20 protein-coding genes are annotated in these 20,188 nt (G+C 64.8%); all 20 read left to right on the forward strand.

Annotated features, from left to right (window positions below; all coding sequences use genetic code 11):
- Positions 1-110: 110 nt before the first annotated feature.
- The 20 genes from pyrR to HU144_RS12090 all read left to right on the forward strand — a co-directional run bounded on the left by pyrR (position 111) and on the right by HU144_RS12090 (position 20,186).
- Positions 111-662, forward strand: coding sequence for a bifunctional pyr operon transcriptional regulator/uracil phosphoribosyltransferase PyrR (gene pyrR, locus HU144_RS11995; protein WP_235351518.1), 552 nt, complete (start codon positions 111-113; stop codon positions 660-662).
- Positions 659-1,639, forward strand: coding sequence for an aspartate carbamoyltransferase catalytic subunit (locus HU144_RS12000; protein ID WP_235351519.1), 981 nt, complete (start codon positions 659-661; stop codon positions 1,637-1,639). Before pyrR ends, HU144_RS12000 begins: the two co-directional genes overlap by 4 nt.
- The gene (locus HU144_RS12005; RefSeq protein ID WP_235351520.1) at positions 1,632-2,951 is read left to right on the forward strand and encodes a dihydroorotase; all 1,320 of its coding nucleotides are present in this window, start codon (positions 1,632-1,634) and stop codon (positions 2,949-2,951) included. The genes HU144_RS12000 and HU144_RS12005 overlap by 8 nt, the downstream gene beginning before the upstream one ends.
- On the forward strand, positions 2,936-3,430 hold the full coding sequence (locus HU144_RS12010) for a PH-like domain-containing protein (RefSeq protein ID WP_198396291.1): 495 nt from the start codon (positions 2,936-2,938) through the stop codon (positions 3,428-3,430). The genes HU144_RS12005 and HU144_RS12010 overlap by 16 nt, the downstream gene beginning before the upstream one ends.
- Positions 3,427-4,578, forward strand: a complete 1,152-nt coding sequence (carA, locus tag HU144_RS12015) for a glutamine-hydrolyzing carbamoyl-phosphate synthase small subunit (RefSeq protein WP_235351521.1) — start codon at positions 3,427-3,429, stop codon at positions 4,576-4,578. Before HU144_RS12010 ends, carA begins: the two co-directional genes overlap by 4 nt.
- 9 nt (positions 4,579-4,587) lie before the next feature.
- A complete protein-coding gene (gene carB, locus HU144_RS12020; RefSeq protein WP_235351522.1) occupies positions 4,588-7,863 on the forward strand; it encodes a carbamoyl-phosphate synthase large subunit in 3,276 nt (1,091 codons plus the stop codon).
- Positions 7,863-8,720 carry an orotidine-5'-phosphate decarboxylase gene (gene pyrF, locus HU144_RS12025; RefSeq protein ID WP_235352696.1) on the forward strand — a complete coding sequence of 286 codons (858 nt, stop codon included), beginning with the start codon at positions 7,863-7,865 and terminating at the stop codon, positions 8,718-8,720. The genes carB and pyrF overlap by 1 nt, the downstream gene beginning before the upstream one ends.
- Positions 8,721-8,964: 244 nt before the next feature.
- On the forward strand, positions 8,965-9,276 hold the full coding sequence (gene mihF / locus HU144_RS12030; protein WP_235351523.1) for an integration host factor, actinobacterial type: 312 nt from the start codon (positions 8,965-8,967) through the stop codon (positions 9,274-9,276).
- 19 nt (positions 9,277-9,295) lie between these two features.
- Positions 9,296-9,859: a guanylate kinase gene (gmk, locus tag HU144_RS12035; protein ID WP_235344366.1), complete on the forward strand. Its 564-nt coding sequence runs from the start codon at positions 9,296-9,298 to the stop codon at positions 9,857-9,859.
- 12 nt (positions 9,860-9,871) lie between these two features.
- Positions 9,872-10,204, forward strand: a complete 333-nt coding sequence (gene rpoZ, locus HU144_RS12040) for a DNA-directed RNA polymerase subunit omega (protein WP_198396286.1) — start codon at positions 9,872-9,874, stop codon at positions 10,202-10,204.
- A complete protein-coding gene (coaBC, locus tag HU144_RS12045; RefSeq protein WP_235351524.1) occupies positions 10,201-11,457 on the forward strand; it encodes a bifunctional phosphopantothenoylcysteine decarboxylase/phosphopantothenate--cysteine ligase CoaBC in 1,257 nt (418 codons plus the stop codon). The genes rpoZ and coaBC overlap by 4 nt, the downstream gene beginning before the upstream one ends.
- Positions 11,454-12,656 (forward strand): methionine adenosyltransferase, encoded by a 1,203-nt coding sequence (gene metK, locus HU144_RS12050; protein WP_328284291.1) that lies wholly within the window; start codon positions 11,454-11,456, stop codon positions 12,654-12,656. The genes coaBC and metK overlap by 4 nt, the downstream gene beginning before the upstream one ends.
- Positions 12,656-14,734: a primosomal protein N' gene (locus HU144_RS12055; protein WP_235351526.1), complete on the forward strand. Its 2,079-nt coding sequence runs from the start codon at positions 12,656-12,658 to the stop codon at positions 14,732-14,734. The genes metK and HU144_RS12055 overlap by 1 nt, the downstream gene beginning before the upstream one ends.
- Positions 14,735-14,788: 54 nt before the next feature.
- Positions 14,789-15,748 carry a methionyl-tRNA formyltransferase gene (locus HU144_RS19435; RefSeq protein WP_235351527.1) on the forward strand — a complete coding sequence of 320 codons (960 nt, stop codon included), beginning with the start codon at positions 14,789-14,791 and terminating at the stop codon, positions 15,746-15,748.
- Between the two features lie 5 nt (positions 15,749-15,753).
- The gene (locus tag HU144_RS12065) at positions 15,754-17,157 is read left to right on the forward strand and encodes an RsmB/NOP family class I SAM-dependent RNA methyltransferase (RefSeq protein WP_235351528.1); all 1,404 of its coding nucleotides are present in this window, start codon (positions 15,754-15,756) and stop codon (positions 17,155-17,157) included.
- 1 nt (position 17,158) lies between these two features.
- Positions 17,159-17,821: a ribulose-phosphate 3-epimerase gene (gene rpe, locus HU144_RS12070; RefSeq protein ID WP_198396281.1), complete on the forward strand. Its 663-nt coding sequence runs from the start codon at positions 17,159-17,161 to the stop codon at positions 17,819-17,821.
- 11 nt (positions 17,822-17,832) lie between these two features.
- Positions 17,833-18,498 (forward strand): nicotinamide mononucleotide transporter family protein, encoded by a 666-nt coding sequence (locus HU144_RS12075; protein ID WP_235351529.1) that lies wholly within the window; start codon positions 17,833-17,835, stop codon positions 18,496-18,498.
- An 80-nt stretch (positions 18,499-18,578) separates the two neighbouring features.
- Positions 18,579-18,842, forward strand: a complete 264-nt coding sequence (locus HU144_RS12080) for a phosphoribosyl-ATP diphosphatase (RefSeq protein WP_193095299.1) — start codon at positions 18,579-18,581, stop codon at positions 18,840-18,842.
- Positions 18,843-18,904: 62 nt separating this feature from the next.
- The gene (gene hisG, locus HU144_RS12085) at positions 18,905-19,744 is read left to right on the forward strand and encodes an ATP phosphoribosyltransferase (RefSeq protein WP_143921779.1); all 840 of its coding nucleotides are present in this window, start codon (positions 18,905-18,907) and stop codon (positions 19,742-19,744) included.
- A gap of 25 nt (positions 19,745-19,769) precedes the next feature.
- Positions 19,770-20,186: a PH domain-containing protein gene (locus HU144_RS12090; protein ID WP_235351530.1), complete on the forward strand. Its 417-nt coding sequence runs from the start codon at positions 19,770-19,772 to the stop codon at positions 20,184-20,186.
- Positions 20,187-20,188: the final 2 nt, after the last annotated feature.

Here is a 20,188-nt window from a genome sequence, read left to right on the forward strand (position 1 = left end):
GTCCGCGGGTCCGGAATCCGGACCCGCGCACCGACCTCACTCATCCGAGGTCTACAATCGAATCGAACCACTCCTTTAACCACCGTCCGGAGAGGCGGAGAAGGGGAAGCATGACACAGCGAACAGTGCTCGATGCCCCAGATATGAAACGGGCAATGACCCGTATCGCCCACGAGATCATCGAGTCCAACAAAGGCAGCGACGACCTCGTTCTGCTCGGCATCCCACGCCGCGGGGTGCCCTTGGCCACTCGACTGGCCGAACAGATCGCCTCGATCTCCGGGCGTCCGGAGATGGCGAGCGAACTCGTCGGAAGCCTCGACATCACGATGTACCGTGACGATCTGCGCAGCGGCGCCTACCGCGCCCCGGAACCCACCACCATCCCTGCCGACGGCATCGATGCCAAGACCGTCGTCCTCGTCGACGATGTGCTCTTCTCCGGCCGCACGATCAGAGCTGCACTCGATGCGCTCTCCGATCTGGGTCGTCCGTCCAAGGTCCGGCTCGCCGTTCTCGTCGACCGGGGTCACCGTGACCTGCCGATCCGGGCCGACCACGTCGGCAAGAACCTGCCCACCTCAAGCAGCGAACGCGTCAACGTCTCCCTGGCGGAGATCGACGGCGTCGACGGCGTCACGATCTCGGGAGGTCGCGAATGAAGCACCTCCTCGACACCGTCTCGCTGAGCCGCGAAGACGCCATCTCGATCCTCGACATCGCCGAGGAGATGACACAGGTCTCCGAGCGCGAGGTCAAGAAGCTGCCTGTGCTGCGTGGGCGCACCGTGGTCAATCTGTTCTTCGAAGATTCGACGCGCACCCGACTGTCGTTCGAAGCCGCGGCCAAAAGACTCTCGGCCGACGTCCTCAACTTCTCCGCCAAAGGCTCGTCCGTGTCCAAGGGCGAAAGCCTGCAGGACACCATCCAGACTATTTCGGCCATGGGCGCCGATGCGCTCGTCGTGCGGCATCCCGGATCGGGCACCCCGCATCGCCTGGCCCACACTGGCTGGATCGACGTCCCCGTCGTCAATGCCGGCGACGGCACTCACGAACACCCCACACAGGCGCTGCTCGATGCCTTCACCCTGCGTCGTGCCCTCGGCGGGTTCTCCGCTTCAGGGGCCGTCAAGGACGGGCCACGGGGTCGAGGGCTCGACGGCGCGAAAGTCGCCATCGTCGGTGACGTCCTGCACTCCCGTGTAGCCCGGTCGAACGTCCACCTGCTGGCCAACCTCGGCGCCGAAGTTCACCTCGTCGCACCCCCGACGCTGCTTCCATGGGGCGTGGAGACCTGGCCCGTGACTCTGCACTACGACCTCGACGAGGCGCTGCACTCCGAGGAGTTCGCGGCCGTGATGATGCTGCGAGTCCAGCACGAGCGCATGCACGAATCGTTCTTCCCCAACGAACGCGAATACGCACGACTGTGGGGACTCTCCGCAGCCCGGCTGGCCGGACTGCCCGAGGAGACTTTCATCATGCACCCGGGGCCGATGAACCGCGGCTTCGAGATCTCAGCGGCAGCCGCCGACTCACCGCGCGCCCTCATCCTCGACCAGGTCGAAAACGGAGTGAGCGTGCGAATGGCGGTCCTGTACCGCCTCTTGACAGGTCAGGAGGAGACCAATGACTGATTATCTGATCCGGGGTGCGAACGTGCTGGGCCAGGGAATCGCCGATGTTGCGATCAAGGATTCGACGATCGTCGACCCCGATCTGCTCGACGCCGAGGGCAGCGATGTGGAGCTCGTGAACGCGGACGGGCTCATCGCCCTGCCCGGCCTCGTCGACATGCACACACACCTGCGGGAACCGGGCAAAGAAGATGCGGAGACGATCCTGAGCGGGTCGCGCGCGGCCGCCTCGGGCGGCTTCACCTGCGTTCATGCGATGGCGAACACCGCTCCCGTCGCGGACACCGCAGGCGTCGTCGAACAGGTCCACCGACTCGGTCGGACAGCCGGCTACACCGAGGTTGTGCCGATCGGAGCCGTGACCATCGGGCTGGAGGGAGAGAACCTCGCCGAGATCGGAGCCATGGCCCGCTCTGCGGCTCGAGTTCGGATCTTCTCCGACGACGGCATCTGCGTCTCAGATCCGCTGCTCATGCGTCGGGCCCTCGAGTACGTCAAAACCTTCGACGGAGTCATCGCCCAGCACGCCCAGGAGCCGCGCCTGACCGAGGGCGCGCAGATGAACGAGGGTGTCGTCTCTGCTGAGCTGGGGCTGCCCGGCTGGCCGGCCGTCGCCGAGGAATCGATCATCGCCCGCGATGTGCTCCTGGCCGAACATGTGGGCTCGCGGCTGCACATCTGCCACGTATCGACCAAGGGCAGCGTCGACATCATCCGCTGGGCGAAGTCCCGCGGAGTCGAGATCACCGCCGAGGTCACCCCGCATCACCTGATGCTCACCGACGAACTCGTCCGCAGCTTCGACCCCGTCTACAAGGTGAACCCGCCGCTGCGGACCGAAGCCGACGTCACCGCACTGCGCGAAGCGCTGGCCGACGGCACGATCGACGTCATCGGCACCGACCACGCTCCGCATACAGCCGAACACAAATGCAGCGAATGGACGGCAGCGGCCATGGGCATGGTCGGCATGGAGACGGCGCTGCCCATCGTCGTCGAGGCGATGGCCGACTACGACTTCGACTACGGCGACCTTGCCCGCGTGATGTCGGCGACACCGGCACGCATCACCGGAGCAACCGGACACGGCAGCCTCGAGATCGGCGCGAGCGCGAATATCGTGCTCATCGACCCGGCCTCGACACACACGATCGTGCCCGAGGACCATGCCACGAAGGGACGCAACAACCCCTTTGCCGGACTCGAGGTCTCCACCTCGATCACCGACACCTTCTTCTACGGCCACCGGGTGCTTTCCGGCGGACGACTCAGCACACCCCATCCGGCAGGAGCATCATGGACAGACCAGTGAGCGTCATCATCATCGCAGTCGTCTTCCTCCTCCTGATCCTGGCGATCACCTGGGGCTGGAGCCGACGAAAGAAGAGCCAGACAGTGGTGCCGCAGCCGGCGAAACCACATATGGGAATCAAACCCGTCTCCGATCCCGTCGAGGGATCGTACGTGTCGACGACCTTGGCCGGACATCCGCTCGAACGAGTCGCCGTCCATGGTCTTGGTATCCGCACCACGGGAGAGATCGTCATCACCGACGGCGGCGTGGTCATGGACCTCGCCGGACGTGAGGACTTCCTCATCCCTCGGCGCGATATCGTCTCCGTCGACACCACAGCCGGCATGATCGGCAAATTCGTCGAACGCGGCGGCATCGTGCGCATCACCTGGCGACTGGGGGAGACCCTCGTCGACACCGGCTTCCGCGCGCGCTACGCCGCCAGCACCACCCCCACCGTCGACCGCATCCGCGAAATGATCGAAGAGGCACAATGAGACTGTCCACCACACCTGCCGTCCTCGTCCTCGAAGACGGACGCACCTTCCGCGGTTCCTCCTACGGGGCCGTCGGCGAGACCCTGGGCGAAGCGGTCTTCGTCACCGCAATGTCCGGTTATCAGGAGACCCTGACCGACCCGTCCTATCACCGTCAGATCGTGATCCAGACCGCGCCGCACATCGGCAATACGGGGATCACCGATGATGACGACGAATCGGGCAAGATCTGGGTCGCCGGCTACGTCGTTCGCGACGCTTCCCGCATCTCCTCGAACTGGCGCTCCATCGGAGACCTGTCCACCCGCCTCGAGGAATCGGGCATCGTGGGCATCAGCGACGTCGACACCCGCGCTCTGACACTGCACCTGCGCGAGGCTGGAGCCATGCGCATGGGCATCTTCTCCGGCCCTGCTGCCGAGGCCGACGAAAAGGAGCTGCTGGCCAAGGTCCAGGCCTCACCGCACATGGCCGGAGCGAAACTGGCCGAAGAGGTCTCGATCACGCAGCCCCAGCTCATCCCCGCAGTGGGCGAGAAGAAGTTCAGCGTCGCAGCCCTGGACCTGGGCATCAAGTCGATGACACCTCAACGACTGAGCGAACGCGGCATCGACGTGCACCTCCTGCCCGCGACGACGAGCTTTGCGGAGATCCAGGCGCTGGGAGTCGACGGCGTCTTCTTCTCCAACGGGCCCGGTGACCCGGCGACCGCCGATGCTCAGGTCGACCTGCTCCGCGAGGTCCTCGGCGCGAAGGTCCCGTTCTTCGGCATCTGCTTCGGCAACCAGCTGCTGGGCCGAGCACTGGGCTTCGGCACATTCAAACTCCCCTTCGGCCATCGCGGCATCAACGTCCCCGTCATGGACCGCACCACAGACAAAGTCGAGATCACCTCGCAGAACCACGGCTTCGCTGTCGACGCTCCTTTGGACGGTGAGACACAGGCACCGCATGATGAGAGTTTCGGCCGTGTCGCGGTCTCCCACGTGTGCCTCAACGATGACGTGGTCGAAGGACTCCAATGCCTCGACCTTCCCGCGTTCTCCGTCCAATTCCATCCGGAGGCCGCAGCCGGCCCCCACGATTCGAGCTACCTGTTCGATCGCTTCATCGACCTCATGTCCGCTTCCCAGGTCGCACAGGCCTAAGGAGAACTCATGCCACTCAGACAAGATCTCTCATCCGTTCTCGTCATCGGCTCCGGCCCCATCGTGATCGGGCAGGCCTGCGAATTCGACTACTCGGGCACCCAGGCATGCCGTGTCCTGCGGGATGAAGGCCTGCGCGTCATCCTCATCAACTCCAACCCCGCGACGATCATGACCGACCCCGACGTCGCAGATGCCACCTACGTCGAGCCGATCGATCCCGACATCATCGAATCGATCATCGACAAGGAACGCCCCGACGCGATCCTGCCGACCCTGGGCGGACAGACAGCGCTGAATGCGGCGATCGCACTGCACGATGCCGGCACCCTCGAGAAGTACGGGGTCGAACTCATCGGCGCCGACGTCGACGCCATCCAGCGCGGCGAGGACCGGCAGAAGTTCAAGACCATCGTTGAGGAATGCGGCGCCGAGTCGGCGAAATCCGTCATCTGCCACACCATCGACGAGGCACTGGCCGGGGCCGAAGAGCTCAACTACCCCGTCGTCGTGCGACCCTCGTTCACGATGGGCGGACTGGGTTCCGGCATGGCCTATGACGAGAACGACCTCCGGCGCATCGCCGGCGCCGGCTTGGGTGACTCCATCACCCACGAGGTGCTCCTCGAGGAGTCGATCCTCGGCTGGAAGGAATACGAACTCGAACTCATGCGCGACCACAAGGACAACGTGGTCGTCATCTGCTCGATCGAGAACGTCGACCCCGTCGGCGTCCACACCGGCGACTCGATCACGGTGGCCCCATCGCTGACCCTGACCGACCGCGAATACCAGAAGATGCGCGACATCGGCATCGACGTCATCCGCGCCGTCGGAGTCGCCACCGGCGGCTGCAACATCCAGTACGCAGTGGATCCTGCGACCGGCCGCATCGTCGTCATCGAAATGAACCCCAGAGTCTCACGGTCCTCGGCACTGGCATCGAAGGCCACAGGCTTCCCGATCGCCAAGATGGCCGCCAAACTGGCCGTGGGCTACTCGCTCGACGAGATCCCCAACGACATCACGAAGGTCACACCGGCCAGCTTCGAACCGACACTCGACTACGTCGTGGTCAAGATCCCACGGTTCACGTTCGAGAAGTTCCCCGCAGCGGATCCGACTCTGACCACGACCATGAAGTCCGTGGGCGAGGTCATGTCCCTGGGCCGCAACTTCACCACCGCACTGCAGAAGGCCATGCGGTCAATGGAGCAGCGCGATGCCTCGTTCTCCTGGTCCGATCTTCCCGATATCAGCGACGAGGATGTCAGAGAATCCGTCCTTGAGTCGATCTCGCACGCGACAGCCGACCGCATCCATTCCGTTCAGCGCGGACTGGCCGCTGGCCTGAGCAATGCCGAGGTCTTCGAGGCCTGCGAGATCGATCCCTGGTTCCTCGACCAGATCGCACTGATCAATGAGGTCGCCGAGTTCATCTCCTCGGCCGAGGAACTCGACGCCCAGGTGCTGCGGGTCGCGAAGAACCACGGCTTCTCCGATGAGCAGATCGCGTCGCTGCGCAGCATGGATACCGGTGTCGTCACCGGTGTCCGGCATGCCCTGCGGATCCGCCCCGTGTTCAAGACCGTCGACACCTGCGCCGGTGAGTTCGCCGCACACACCCCGTACCACTACTCGAGCTATGACGAAGAGACCGAGGTCGCCCCGCGCGAGAAGCCTGCCGTGATCATCCTCGGTTCGGGACCGAACCGGATCGGCCAGGGCATCGAGTTCGACTACTCATGCGTGCACGCGACGATGGCCATCTCCGAGGCCGGCTTCGAGACCATCATGGTCAACTGCAATCCGGAGACCGTGTCCACAGACTATGACACCGCAGATCGCCTCTACTTCGAACCCCTGACCTTCGAAGACGTGATGGAGGTCTATCACGCCGAGGTGGCCGCCGGTCCCGTTCTCGGCGTCGTCTGCACTCTGGGTGGCCAGACCCCGCTGGGCCTGGCCGACAAGCTCAAGGCTGCAGGAGTGCCGGTCCTCGGCACCCAGCCCGAAGCCATCGACCTGGCCGAGGATCGCGGCGAATTCGGCGCCGTCCTCGACCGCGCCGGTCTCACCGCACCGAAGCACGGCACCGCCGTGACCTACGCGGAGGCCGAGACGATCGCGGAGGAGATCGGTTACCCGGTCCTCGTCCGCCCCTCATATGTGCTCGGTGGCCGCGGCATGCAGATCGTCTACGACCGCACTCAGCTCGTGGACTACATGGCCACTGCCACAGAGATCTCCATTGACCGTCCCGTCCTCGTCGACCGCTTCCTCGAGGACGCCATCGAAATCGATGTCGATGCCCTCTACGACGGCACCGACATCTTCATCGGCGGCATCATGGAGCACATCGAGGAAGCCGGAATCCACTCCGGTGACTCCGCCTGCGTGCTGCCCTCGCTGACCCTGGGCGAAGACGTGCTCGACCGTGTCCGCAGCGCCACCGCGGCAATCGCCGAAGGCACGAACGTGCGCGGGCTGCTCAACATCCAGTTCGCCATCACCGCCGACGTCCTCCACGTCATCGAAGCCAACCCCCGTGCCTCCCGGACGGTGCCGTTCGTCTCGAAGGCCACTTCCACACAGCTGGCGAAGGCTGCCGCGCTCATCGCGGTCGGACGCACCATCGCCGATATGCGCGGAGACATGCTCCCGGAGACCGGCGACGGTTCGCGACTGTCCTTGGACCATCCGATCGCGGTCAAGGAAGCGGTCCTGCCGTTCCGTCGGTTCAGGACCGTCGAGGGCAAGGTCGTCGATTCGATCCTCGGACCGGAGATGCGCTCGACCGGTGAGGTCATGGGTATCGACCACGACTTCCCGACAGCATTCGCGAAGGGCCTGCTGGGAGCATCGATCAAGCTTCCGACCTCCGGCACCGTGTTCGTGTCCGTCGCAGACCGGGACAAAAGGGCCATGGTCCTGCCGGTCAAGGAACTCGTCGACATGGGCTTCGACGTGGTCGCCACAACCGGAACGGCCGCAGTTCTGTCCCGGTACGGCATCAAGACCACACAGGTGCACAAGCACTTCGAGGCCGATGCCGAGGATCGCACGATCCTCGACTACCTGGCCGCCGGTACGATCGACATGGTCATCAACGTCCCATCCGGACGCCAGGAACGGGCAGACGGCTACGAGATCCGTGCCTCGGCGACCGCGCACTCCGTGCCGCTGATCACCACACTCGCCGAGTTCGCGGCCGCAGTCACCTCACTCGAGGTCGTTCGTGACAAGACCTTCAAGGTCCGCAGCCTGCAGGATTGGAACGCGTGATGTTCGGCGCCCGCCTCCAGGCGGCCATGGAGGAGCACGGACCGCTGTGTGTGGGCATCGACCCCCATGACCATCTCCTTGAGACCTGGGGCCTGCCGCGCACAGCGGCAGGGCTGCGGGAATTCTCACTGCGCACGGTGACCGAGCTGGCCGGGAATGTGGCTGCGGTCAAACCGCAGTCAGCCTTCTACGAGCAGTACGGTTCGGCCGGAGTCGCCGTTCTCGAAGAGACTCTCGCAGCCTGCCGGGAACACGATCTCATCAGTGTCCTCGATATCAAACGCGGGGACATCGGATCGACCATGGGAGCCTACGCACGCGCCTACCTCGACCCCGCCTCGGCGCTGGCCGCCGATTCGATCACTGTGTCTCCGTATCTCGGATTCGGGGCACTGGATCCGGCCTTCGAACTCGCCTTGGCTCATGATCGGGGAGTCTTCGTCCTGGCTCTGACCTCGAACCCGGAAGGCGCAGAGGTCCAGCACGCTAAGCGCGGAGAGGCCCTCATGGGCTTCGGAGACTCCGTTGCCGGGACGATCGTCGGCCAGGTGGCTGCACGCAACTCGGCCGAGGTCGCACAGGGTCTCGGGCGCTTCGGCCTGGTGGTCGGAGCGACGATCGGATCCGGCGCCCGCAATCTCGGATTCGACCCGTCTGCGTGCGGAGGGCCGATACTGGCACCGGGAGTCGGCGCTCAGGGAGCTGGGATCAGTGAACTCATCGACGTCTTCGGCGTCGATGCGATCGCTGCCAACCAGATCCTGGCCACCACCTCACGTGCCGTGCTCAGCGCCGGGGCAGACGGCGTGCGTGCAGCGGCACGCTCGCTCAACGAGTCCCTGACGCAAGTGGGCTGAGACCCGGGCAGCTCACCTCTCATCACTTGCGCAGGCCGCCGGTTTCGGCGCCCTGCGCAAGGCGTGCACCGAATGGCCGGCACTCGTCGGCGGACGTCGTCTGAGGTAGGACGGGACGGACCCGGTTCGGCCAGTTCTGCAGACACTTGAGTTTTCTTTTGCGCTTTATGCCTCTCACGAGGGTTTTTGTTTTAGACTGAAGCAACTTCCCTACCTGCCCGTTCATGGTGACAGAGGAGATAATGTGGCACTCGAACCTTTGACCCCGCAACAGCGTTCAGCCGCTCTGGACAAGGCCTTCAAAGCGCGTCAGGCGCGAGCCGAGGTCAAGTCAGCGCTGAAGAATGGTCAAACCGATCTCGCCGCTGTGCTGAAGAAGGCCGGCGCAGACGAGGCACTCGCGAAGATGCGCGTCGTCGATCTGCTGAGATCGCTGCCCGGCGTCGGTGACCGACGCGCGGAGGCGGCCATGGACGACGTCGGCATCGCATCGTCACGTCGGATCAAGGGCCTGGGCGTACACCAGAAGAATGCCCTGTTGGAGAAATACTCCTGAATGTGTGAACAATAGATCTGTGAATAATCGACTGACCGTCCTCGCGGGACCTACCGCGGTCGGAAAAGGCACCATCAGCGCGTACATCAGAGATCATCATCCCGAGGTCTGGTTCTCCGTCTCCGCCACCACGCGGCCGCGGCGACCCGGCGAAATCGATGGTGTTCATTATCACTTCATCAGCGATGACGAATTCGACTCGCTCATCGCTGCCGGTGAGCTGCTCGAGTACGCCGTCGTCCACGGACGCCACCGCTACGGCACTCCTTCGGCCCAGGTTCAGGAGAAGCTGAGTCAGGGGATACCCTCCCTGCTGGAGATCGATCTGCAGGGAGCACGCCAGGTCAAGGACAAGATGCCCGACGCGCTGTTCGTCTTCCTGTCTCCGCCCAGCTGGGAGGAACTGGTGTCGAGACTCACCGGACGCGGAACGGAAACAGCAGTCGAACAGGAGCGTCGACTGACCACGGCCAAGCAGGAATTGCAGGCCGAATCCGAGTTCGATGTCACGATCGTCAATGACCACGTTCGCACTGCGGCCGAAGAACTCATATCATTGATGGGTATACCCACTACCGATTAGATTGGACATTCATTGCCTGCACAACCTGAAGGCATCACCAATCCACCGATTGATGATCTGCTGGCCGTGACCAGCTCGAAGTACGAACTGGTCTCGATTGCGGCTCAGCGAGCCCGCCAGATCAACTCCTACTACGCCCAGCTCCAAGAGGGCCTACTCGAGAACGTCGGTCCGCTGGTGACCCCGGGTACCCACGAGAAGCCGCTCTCGATCGCGCTCCGCGAGATCAACGAAGGCAAGATCGTGGCCCGCGAAGTCACCGAAGCCGACTTCGGTGCGCTCAGCCAAGAGCCTGTGCAGCCCGCTGCCAGCAACGACGGCGCACTGGACTTCAGCGACCAGTGAGAACCGTACTCGGCGTCGCCGGTGGAATCGCCGCTTACAAGGCGTGCCATGTCATTCGGCGACTCCGGGAACTCGGGCACAGCGTCAAGGTCGTGCCCACCGCCAGCGCACTGAACTTCGTCGGTGCGGCCACCTTCGAAGCTCTGTCCTCACAGACCGTGACCACCGATGTCTTCGACGAGGTCGAATCGGTCAACCATGTCCGCATCGGGCAGGACGCCGAACTCGTCATCATCGCGCCGGCCACAGCCAATACTCTGGCCAAGCTGGCCGCAGGCATCGCCGATGACCTGCTGACCGCCACGGTCCTCACGACGACCGCCGAAGTGGTCGTCGCCCCCGCCATGCACACCGAGATGTGGCAGAACCCCGCCACCGTCGCGAACATCGCGACCTTGAGGCAGCGGGGCATCCATGTCCTCGAACCCGCAGTGGGGCGTCTGACCGGCCCGGACTCCGGTCCCGGTCGTCTGCCCGAACCCGACACGATCGTCGACTTCGCCCTGGCAGCTGCCCGATCAGCGCAGACCGATCCAGTGCTGAACACAGTCGGGCCGCTGAACGACAGACGCGTCGTCATCAGTGCCGGCGGGACCAGGGAACCGCTCGATCCCGTCCGATTCCTCGGGAACCGCTCCTCAGGCAAGCAGGGCATTGCGCTGGCACGTGCCGCTGCCGCCGCCGGAGCCCACGTCGACCTGGTCGCTGCCAACATCGACTCGGGTCTGCTGTCCGCACTGCCCGACAGCGTCGGGATCACCGCAGTCGAGTCCACGCTCGAGCTTCAGGCCCAGATGCAGGCTGCTCAGGCTGATGCTGATGCCATCATCATGGCCGCCGCCGTGGCCGACTACCGCCCAGCCGAGCGCACCGACTCGAAGATGAAGAAGTCGGGTGATGAGGGAATGACTCTGAACCTGGTGCAGAACCCGGATGTGCTTGTGGGACTCGTCGAATCACGTCTCGAACACCAGCTCATCATCGGATTCGCCGCCGAGACCGGAGATTCTCATCACAGCGCACTCGACTATGCGAAGGCGAAGTTCCGTCGCAAGGGCGTCGACCTCCTCGTCTTCAACAATGTCTCGGACGACAGGGCCTTCGGCCACGACGACAATGCCGTCCAGATCCTGAGCGTCGACGGTGACGAAGTGGTCGCCAGCCCAGAACTCACCGGCAGCAAGGACGATGTTTCGGAAAAGGTCATCGAGGCTCTCGTCAGCCGTTTGGAATGCGTAGAATCGACGGCGTGAGTCAATCAAATCTGCGCTTCTTCTCGTCCGAATCCGTCACCGAGGGCCATCCCGACAAGATCTGTGACCAGATCAGTGATGCCGTCCTCGACGATCTGCTGAGTCAGGACCCGAACGCCAAGGTCGCCGTCGAGACAATGGTCACCACCGGTCTCGTCCACGTCGCCGGCGAGGTCAATACCGCAGCCTACGCCGACGTCGCCGGCATCGTGCGCCGGCTCATCACCGGAATCGGCTATGACTCCTCCGACACCGGATTCGACGGTCACTCCTGCGGCGTCTCCGTGTCCATCGGCAGTCAGTCCACCGACATCCATTCCGGAGTGACGAACCCACTGGACTTCCGCGAAGCCGTGGAATCCGACCACGGTTCGAGCCTCGGCGCCGGCGACCAGGGCCTCATGTTCGGCTATGCCGACAACGCCACCGACGTCCTCATGCCCGTACCCATCCATCTCGCCTCACGCATGGCGGAGAAGCTCTCCGAGGTGCGCAAGACCGGTGCATTGGACTATCTGCGTCCCGACGGCAAAACCCAGCTGACACTGGGCTACGACGGCAACGAAGCCGTGTCGATCGAGAACATCGTCGTCTCGACTCAGCACGCAGGCCACGTCGATCAGGCACAGCTTCACGCCGAGGTCAAAGACTTCGTCATCGATCCGGTCATCGCGGGCTCCGGCCTCGATGACAGCCATGCGAACATCCACATCAACCCGGCCGGACCCTTCGTCACCGGCGGGCCGATGGGCGACGCAGGGCTGACAGGCCGCAAGATCATCGTCGACACGTATGGCGGATACTCGCGCCACGGCGGAGGCGCCTTCTCCGGCAAGGACCCCTCGAAGGTCGACCGCTCAGCTGCGTACGCCATGCGCTGGGTCGCGAAGAACGTTGTGGCCGCCGGACTCGCCGACCGCGCCGAGGTACAGGTCTCCTATGCGATCGGACGTGTCGACCCGATGGGCCTCTACGTCGAAACATTCGGCACGGAGAAGGTCGACCCGCACGCGATCTCACGAGCAATTCGCGAGGTCTTCGACCTGCGACCTGCCATGATCATCCAGGAACTCGATCTCCTGCGCCCGATCTACTCTCAGACATCGACATACGGCCACTTCGGCCGTGAGCTCCCCGACTTCACCTGGGAGGTCACGGACCGCGCCGACGATCTGCTGCGCGCAGTCTCCTCGGCTTGATGGACGAACCTCTTCCGATCGACACCGGCACCTCGGCCGTCGGGCAGGTGCTGCTGGCAGCGGAAGACCCCGTGGCCCATGTGCTCATCGATCACCCGGTGCCGCACCTGGCCCGTGCCTTCGACTACGCAGTTCCGGAGAAGTTCGCCGACACGGCCCGTCCGGGTGCGCGAGTCAGGGTCAGATTCGCCGGAAGACTGCGCGACGGCTTCCTCCTCGAACGGGTCGAGAAGTCCGACCACATCGGCCCACTCGCCACCATCGAGCGCATCACCAGTCCCGTCGTGGTGCTCACCCCTGAACTGCTGAGACTAGCCTCTGCCACTGCCCGCCGGTACGCAGGAACCCTCTCCGATGTCCTGCGTCTGGCGATCCCGCCGCGCCACGCACGGGCCGAGAAGGCTGTGCTCAAGGCCGAGGATACGCTGCAGCGCAACGCGAGCAGCTCTGGGACACCGATAGACTCCGACAACGCGAGCTCGGTCTCCGAGTCCTCGACTGCCGATCAAGGGCCTGCCGAGAACACGATCGACCGCCTCGGCGAATGGGTGGTCAACGAGTCTCAGCACGAGCGAGAAGACGACTTCCCGGCCGCTGAGCATCCGCGGATGGCACTGACCTGCGTTCCCGGCCCGACGCCGGGGCTGAGTTGGATCACCGCCGGGCTGGAGGCTGTCCGAGCGACACTGGCTGCAGGAGAGTCGGTGCTGTGGCTGGTGCCCGATCATCGTGAGCTCGCAGTCCTCTCCGCGGCACTTGACGCCAGCCCTGACATCCCCTCCTACTCAGTCCTGAGTGCAGACCAGTCACCGGAGCAGAGGTGGAAAGCGTGGCTGCGCGGCCTGCTGGGCCACACACGCGTGACGATCGGCACCAGAGCGGCCGCCTTCGCTCCGATCGCCGGCCTCGGCCTCATCATCTGCTTCGACGACTCGAACCCGAACTACCTCGACCAGCACGCGCCGTATCCGCACGCCAGAGAAGTGTGCCTGCTGAGATCGACCATCGACGCCACCGGACTGCTGTTCGTCTCCACCGATCGCAGCGCGGAGATCCAGCGTCTGGTCGAGGTGGGGTGGCTTCGTGACGCCACGCCCACCGGCCCCGAGCGCCGTGAGGGCGCGCCCCGCGTCTACGTTCCCGACGAGGAGCGTGACCCCTTCGCCTGGCAGCGCATCCCCTCACGCGCCTGGCAGCTGATGCGCGCTGCCCTGCGCCCCGGCGCCAAGGACACGAACGCGGTCGGACCCGTCCTCGTCCAGGTCCCGCGTGCCGGGTACTACCCGGTGTTCGCCTGCGCGAGATGCCAAGAGGTCGCTCGCTGCCCTCAATGCTCGGCCACGCTGACCACTCAGTCGGAGGTCGGGCCCTTCGCCTGTCGCTCCTGCGGCTACCACTCCGATACGTTCTCCTGCGGGCGCTGCCGCTCGAATCAGGTGCGCTCGATCGTGCGCGGCAGGGGTCGGACAGTCGAGGAGCTGCGCAAGGCCATGCCGGGAATCGAGATCCTCGAATCCGGCGGCGATGACATTCCTGTGGCCATCGACGACAGCCCGCGTATCGTCGTCGCCACCACTGGAGCAGAACCCTATGCTCTCGGTGGCTACGCCTGCGCAATCCTGCTCGACTCGCTGTGGCCGGGGCCGTGGATGCGCTCGACCGATGAAGGAGTCAGCAGACGACTGCGGGCGGCAGTTCTCGTGAGGTCACGCACAGCTGGGGGAGTCGTCTACCTCGGCGATAACGATGAGACGATCCGGAACACGGTGACCACCTTCGACCCGGTCACCACCATGTCCAGAGCTCTCGGCGATCGTTTGGATCTCGGCTTTCCGCCCTACCGTCGCATCGTCGAACTCACCGGTGCCGGCACCGACATCGACGCCGTCATCGCGGCCGTCCCAGACCTCACCGAACTCATCCGCGACTCCGACGGTGACGAGCAGAAGGCCGTTGCCGCCTATCCGATCGCAGCAGGAGACACGGTCGGCGAAGCACTGGCTCATCAGATCGCCTCCCGGTCTGCCAAGAAGCTTCCCCAGGTGCGCGTCCGCATCGACGATCCGCGGTCGCTGTGAGTGCGCCGGTGCCCGGACTCTGCGACTGCTTCGCGAACAAGTAGAATTCCTCAAGTGGATATCGTCTTCGCCGGAACTCCGGATGCCGCAGTGCCAGCCCTCGAGGCCCTTGTCGAATCCCGGCACCGCATCCGTGCCGTCCTCACCCGACCCGATGCCCCGGTGGGGCGCAAACGCGTCCTCACCCCCTCGCCGGTCAAGGCACGAGCCCTCGAACTCGGCCTCGACGTCATCGAGGCGAGCCGACTCCGCGGCGAGGTCATCGCCGAACTCCGAGCCCTCAAGGTCGATGCCGTGGCCGTGGTCGCCTATGGGGCCATCGCCGGCCCGGCAGCGCTGTCGACCGCCGAACTCGGCTGGTTCAACCTCCACTTCTCGCTCCTGCCGGCGCATCGCGGAGCCGCACCGGTCCAACGGGCCCTCATCGCGGGCCAGAGCAGCAGCGGAGTCAGCGTGTTCAAGATCGACGAGGGCATGGATTCCGGACCCGTCCTGCGCAGCCTCGAACTGCCTCTGGACCATCCCGATGTCGCCACCGCCCTCGACGACTACGCCCGCCGAGGTGCGGTCGAACTGGTCGCCGCCTTCGATGACCTCGCGGACGGAACCGCAGTGATGACCCCGCAGTCCGGAGAAGCGAGCCACGCGGACAAGATCGGCATCGATGATGCCCATCTCGACTTCTCCGACTCTGCCCGGGTGATCATCGACCGTTCCCGAGGAGTCAGCCCCAGCCCCGGGCCATGGGCGAACGTCGACGGGAAGCGGACCAAACTCTTCGGACTCACACCCGCGCCCGACGTCACCACCCCTCCAGAAGTCGGATTGCTCACCTCATGGCAGAAGACCGCCGTCCTCGGCTGCGGCGACGGCTGGGTCCATGTCGCGGAGATCCAACCCTTCGGCAAGGCACGGATGGCGGCCGTGGACTTCCTCCGCGGACGTGGCGACATCCGATTCGATCCCACTGAAACCAGCGCCGAGCCGGCGGCAGACCCCGAGCAAGGAGCATGAGACAGATGCCAGCAGATGAGCGCATGCCGCGGAAGAGACCGGCAGGACGAGAGCCGAGACAGGCGAAGAACCTGCCGCGGCGCATCGCCTGGGAGGTCCTCGTCGACGTCGAGACGAAGGACTCCTACGCGAACCTGCTCCTGCCCGCCAAGCTCGCCCGCACGCATATGGACCACCAGGACGCGGCGTTCACGACTGAACTCACCTACGGTGCTCTGCGTCAACAGGAGTTCTACGATGCGATCATCGCCAAGGCGGCGAACCGGTCCCTCGACACCATCGACCCCGAACCGCTGGCAGGCATGCGCCTCGGCGCCCACCAGATCCTGTCCATGCGCGTGCCCGACCATGCGGCACTGTCGGAGACTGTCGCCGTCATCAAGTCCTACGCACCGAAGACATCCGGGTTCGTCAACGCCGTCCTGCGTCGGATCTCCGAGGTCGACCGGGCCGAATGGCTGCGCCGCGTCACCGCCGGAGCCACCGCAGTCGGCGAACAGGCCATCGAGTACTCCCACCCGGAATGGATCGTGAGGGCGATGACTCAGGCTCTCAAGGGCCACGGACGGCAGGCATCTGAACTGCAGGCGCTGCTCGAAGCCGACAACGCGGCCGCGAAGGTCAGCGTGTCCGCTCTGCCCGGACTCATCGACCGCAGCGAACTGCCCGGAGCACCGACCGAGTTCTCACCCATCGGCGTCACCCTCGACACCGCTGTGCCCAAGAACGTCGACGCCGTCGCCACCGGCCGGGCCCGGGTGCAGGACGAAGGCTCCGCGCTGGTGGCCTTGGCACTGGCGCAGGTTCAGGCACCCGCGGGCACCTGGGCGGACCTGTGCGCTGGACCCGGTGGCAAGGCCGCAGTCCTCGCAGCGATTGCGAAGCAGTCGGGGACCACCCTCGATGCCTTCGACTCGAGTGACCACAGGGTCGAGCTCGTGAGATCCTCCACCCAGGCACTCGACAACGTCACCACCCGCGTCCAAGACGCCCGCGACGCCACGGGCCCGTATGCGAAGGTCCTCGTCGACGTCCCCTGCTCGGGCCTCGGTGCCCTGCGCCGCCGTCCCGAAGCCCGCTACCGCCGTCGCCCCGAAGACATCAACTCCCTGGCCGGACTACAGCGAGAACTGCTGCGGGCGGCCTTGAACGCATGCGCTCCGGGGGGAGTCGTCGCCTACTCCACTTGCTCTCCCCACTACGCGGAGACCGTGCTGGTCGTCGACGATGTCCTCCGCGGCCTTGACGTCGAGATCCTCGACGCCCCGGCAGTCCTCGCCGAGGTCACGGGCGCCGATGCCGCAGGGTTCGCCTCGGTGAGCCGGGGAGCGGGACGGTACGCTCAGCTGTGGCCCCATGTCCACAACACCGATGGAATGTTCTTGGCTCTGATGCGGAAGGCGAACTGAAATGGCGATCGAGATCAATCCCAGCATCCTCAGCTCCGATTTCTCGGACCTGCGTGGTGAACTGGCGAAGATCAGCACGGCAGATATGGCGCACATCGACGTGATGGACAACCATTTCGTCCCGAACCTCACCTTCGGGCCTCCCGTGGTCGAACGGATCCAGGCGATCAGCCCGATCCCGCTCGACGCCCACCTGATGATCGCCGAGGCGGACCGTCACGCTCCGGTCTATGCCGAACTCGGCTGCGCCTCGGTGACCTTCCACGCCGAGGCGGCCGCCGCCCCCGTACGCCTGGCCCGGGAGATCCGGAAGCTGGGGGCCAAAGCCAGCCTCGCGCTCAAGCCGGCGACCCCGATCGAACCCTTCATCGACCTCCTCGGCGAGTTCGACCAGATCCTCATCATGACCGTCGAACCCGGTTTCGGCGGGCAGAAGTTCCTTGATGTGTGCCTGCCGAAGATCCGACGGACCCGTGAGGCGATCTCGGCCGCCGGGCTTGAGATCAAACTGCAGGTCGATGGGGGAGTCTCCACGTCGACGATCGAACGCGTCGTCGACGCCGGTGCCGATGTGCTCGTGGCCGGGTCCGCCGTCTACGGTGCTGAGGACGCTGCCACCGCGATCTCAGGGCTGCGTGAGCTCGCAGCATCCCACGTGCACTGAAGAAGGCCGATATGGAACTGCTCGACTGGCTGAACACCCCGGCATTCGAAATGCTGGGCAAACAGGTGCCGTACTCCGACCTGTTCGGCAATATCTGTGCTCTGGCCACAGTGGTCCTCGCACTGCGCCGGAACATCCTGTCCTGGCCGGTCCAGATCCTGGGCTCCATCCTCCTCTTCGCCGCGAGCATCTCCGCGGGACTCGGCGGCAATGCCTCCCGCCAGGTCGTCATCATCGTGGCCGCAGTCTGGGGCTGGACGCAGTGGAAGAAGTCCCGCGAGGCCTCCGGCGAGGTCCTCGTCCGCTGGGCGACCTGGAAGGAGCGACTGCTCCTGATCGGCGCCCTCGTGCTGGGCACCGCGGTGTTCGGCTACGTCCTCGCCCTCGGAGGGTGGTCCTGGAATCCCTATCCAGACGCCTACATCTTCATCGGATCGCTCGTGGCGATGTATGCCCAGGGGCGGGCGATCGTCGAGTTCTGGTTCGTCTGGCTGGCCGTCGACCTCGTCGGGATTCCCTTGGCAGTGGCCGGAGGACTCGTGTTCTCCGGGGCCGTGTACCTCATCTTCCTCGTCATGGTCGTCATCGGCTTCATCGACTGGTCGAAGCGATCACGCCAGACGATCTCCGCGCCGCATCGGGGCGCCACGGACATCAACCGCGGCACCGAGAACTGAGGCTGCCGCGACGGGTGGGAGCGTCCCGCTGGCCGAGACCCCGTGTGAGCGCGGCGGCCACGATGTATTAGGCTGGATTCGTGAAGACCTTTGACTCGCTCTACGCCGAACTCCTGCAGAAATCCCTCGATCGTCCCGAAGGCTCGAAGACCGTGGCCGAACTCGATGCCGGAGTCCATGCGATCGGTAAGAAGGTCGTCGAAGAAGCCGCAGAGGTCTGGATGGCGGCAGAATATGAGACCAAGGACGAGCTCGCCGAGGAGATCTCTCAGCTGCTCTATCACCTGCAGGTGCTCATGGTCGCCAAGGATCTCAGCCTCGACGACGTCAACTCGCATCTGTAGCCTTCCACGCCGGCACAGCCGAACCCCACACAACCGTTGACGATGAAACACAAAAGGACACCATGCTGCGTGTAGCCGTGCCGAATAAGGGCGCACTGTCCGAAGCCGCCTCCGAGATGCTCAGCGAGGCCGGATACTCCACCCGTCGGGGAAGCAAGACCCTTGTCCATCAGGACGAAGTCAACGACGTCGAATTCTTCTACCTGCGTCCGCGCGACATCGCTGTCTACGTCGGCTCGGGAATCCTCGACGCCGGCATCACCGGTCGGGACCTGCTGCTTGAGTCGAAGGCCGAGGCTCAGGAAGTCATCGGTCTCGGATTCGGAGCCTCCCGCTTCTTCTACGCGGGAGTCACCGGTTCCTACTCCTCACCGACCCAGCTGGAAGGCGCACGCATCGCCACCAGCTTCCCGAACCTCGTCGACGCCGATCTGCAGGCCAGGGGCATCGACGCGAAGACCGTTCAGCTCGACGGTGCGATCGAAGTCTCCATCCAGCTCGGCGTCGCCGACGCCATCGCCGACGTGGTCGAGACCGGCAGCACCCTGCGCGCCGCGGGGCTCGAGACGTTCGGCGAGCCCCTGCTGGAATCCGAGGCCGTCCTCGTTCAGCGTGAGGGAGCAGCCGAGTCGATCGAGGTGCTGCGTCGCCGTCTGGAATCCGTGATGGTGGCCCGGCAGTACGTTCTCGTCGACTACAACATCGAAGAGCGCCTCCTGCCCCAAGCACTCGGACTCACGCCCGGCCTCGAATCACCCACGATCTCCCCGTTGCAGGAGACGGGCTGGGTGGCCGCGCGCGTCATGGTCGAATCCAAAGAGGTCAACAATGTCATGGACCGGCTCTACGCTGTCGGTGCCCGTGCAATTCTGGTGACGAACATTGGCGCCTGCCGAATCTGATTTCCGCGTCTTCCGACCCCGTCAGGTGCGCATCATCAGCACCGTCGGCGCCGTGGTGGTGTTCATCGGCTTCGCGGTGCTCTCCGTCGCCCTGCTCGTCGTGGACTGGGACCCCTGGACCCCGCTCGATACGGTCTGGATGAACCTGCTCGGAATCATCTTCGCCGCAGCCCTGCTGCGCCTCGCCGACATCCAAGCTCGACCCAGCGAAGCCGGCCTGGTCGTGAAGAACATGGTCAGGACGCGCACCTTCGCGTGGGGGCAGATCCTCGGCGTCGCCTTCTCGCCCGAGGGTGACGACCCATGGCCCACCCTCGATCTGACCGACGGAACCACATACGCCGTGATGGCGATCCAGCACGCGGACGGGCCCCGAGCCCACGAGGAATGTCAGCGATTGCGTATGCTCATCGCTAGATGGACCCACTTCAAGGAGGAATAGGA

The organism is Brevibacterium sp. UCMA 11752 (assembly GCF_021532235.1).
Taxonomy (GTDB): Bacteria; Actinomycetota; Actinomycetes; order Actinomycetales; family Brevibacteriaceae; genus Brevibacterium; species Brevibacterium antiquum.

Coding starts and splice junctions, on each gene's coding strand:
- HU144_RS12065 (WP_235351528.1), top strand. CDS start 15,754: ATGCCAGCAGATGAGCGCATGCCGCGGAAGAGACCGGCAGGACGAGAG.
- HU144_RS12000 (WP_235351519.1), top strand. CDS start 659: ATGAAGCACCTCCTCGACACCGTCTCGCTGAGCCGCGAAGACGCCATC.
- HU144_RS12075 (WP_235351529.1), top strand. CDS start 17,833: ATGGAACTGCTCGACTGGCTGAACACCCCGGCATTCGAAATGCTGGGC.
- pyrF (WP_235352696.1), top strand. CDS start 7,863: ATGTTCGGCGCCCGCCTCCAGGCGGCCATGGAGGAGCACGGACCGCTG.
- hisG (WP_143921779.1), top strand. CDS start 18,905: ATGCTGCGTGTAGCCGTGCCGAATAAGGGCGCACTGTCCGAAGCCGCC.
- rpe (WP_198396281.1), top strand. CDS start 17,159: ATGGCGATCGAGATCAATCCCAGCATCCTCAGCTCCGATTTCTCGGAC.
- HU144_RS12010 (WP_198396291.1), top strand. CDS start 2,936: ATGGACAGACCAGTGAGCGTCATCATCATCGCAGTCGTCTTCCTCCTC.
- carA (WP_235351521.1), top strand. CDS start 3,427: ATGAGACTGTCCACCACACCTGCCGTCCTCGTCCTCGAAGACGGACGC.
- HU144_RS12005 (WP_235351520.1), top strand. CDS start 1,632: ATGACTGATTATCTGATCCGGGGTGCGAACGTGCTGGGCCAGGGAATC.
- carB (WP_235351522.1), top strand. CDS start 4,588: ATGCCACTCAGACAAGATCTCTCATCCGTTCTCGTCATCGGCTCCGGC.
- pyrR (WP_235351518.1), top strand. CDS start 111: ATGACACAGCGAACAGTGCTCGATGCCCCAGATATGAAACGGGCAATG.
- HU144_RS12055 (WP_235351526.1), top strand. CDS start 12,656: ATGGACGAACCTCTTCCGATCGACACCGGCACCTCGGCCGTCGGGCAG.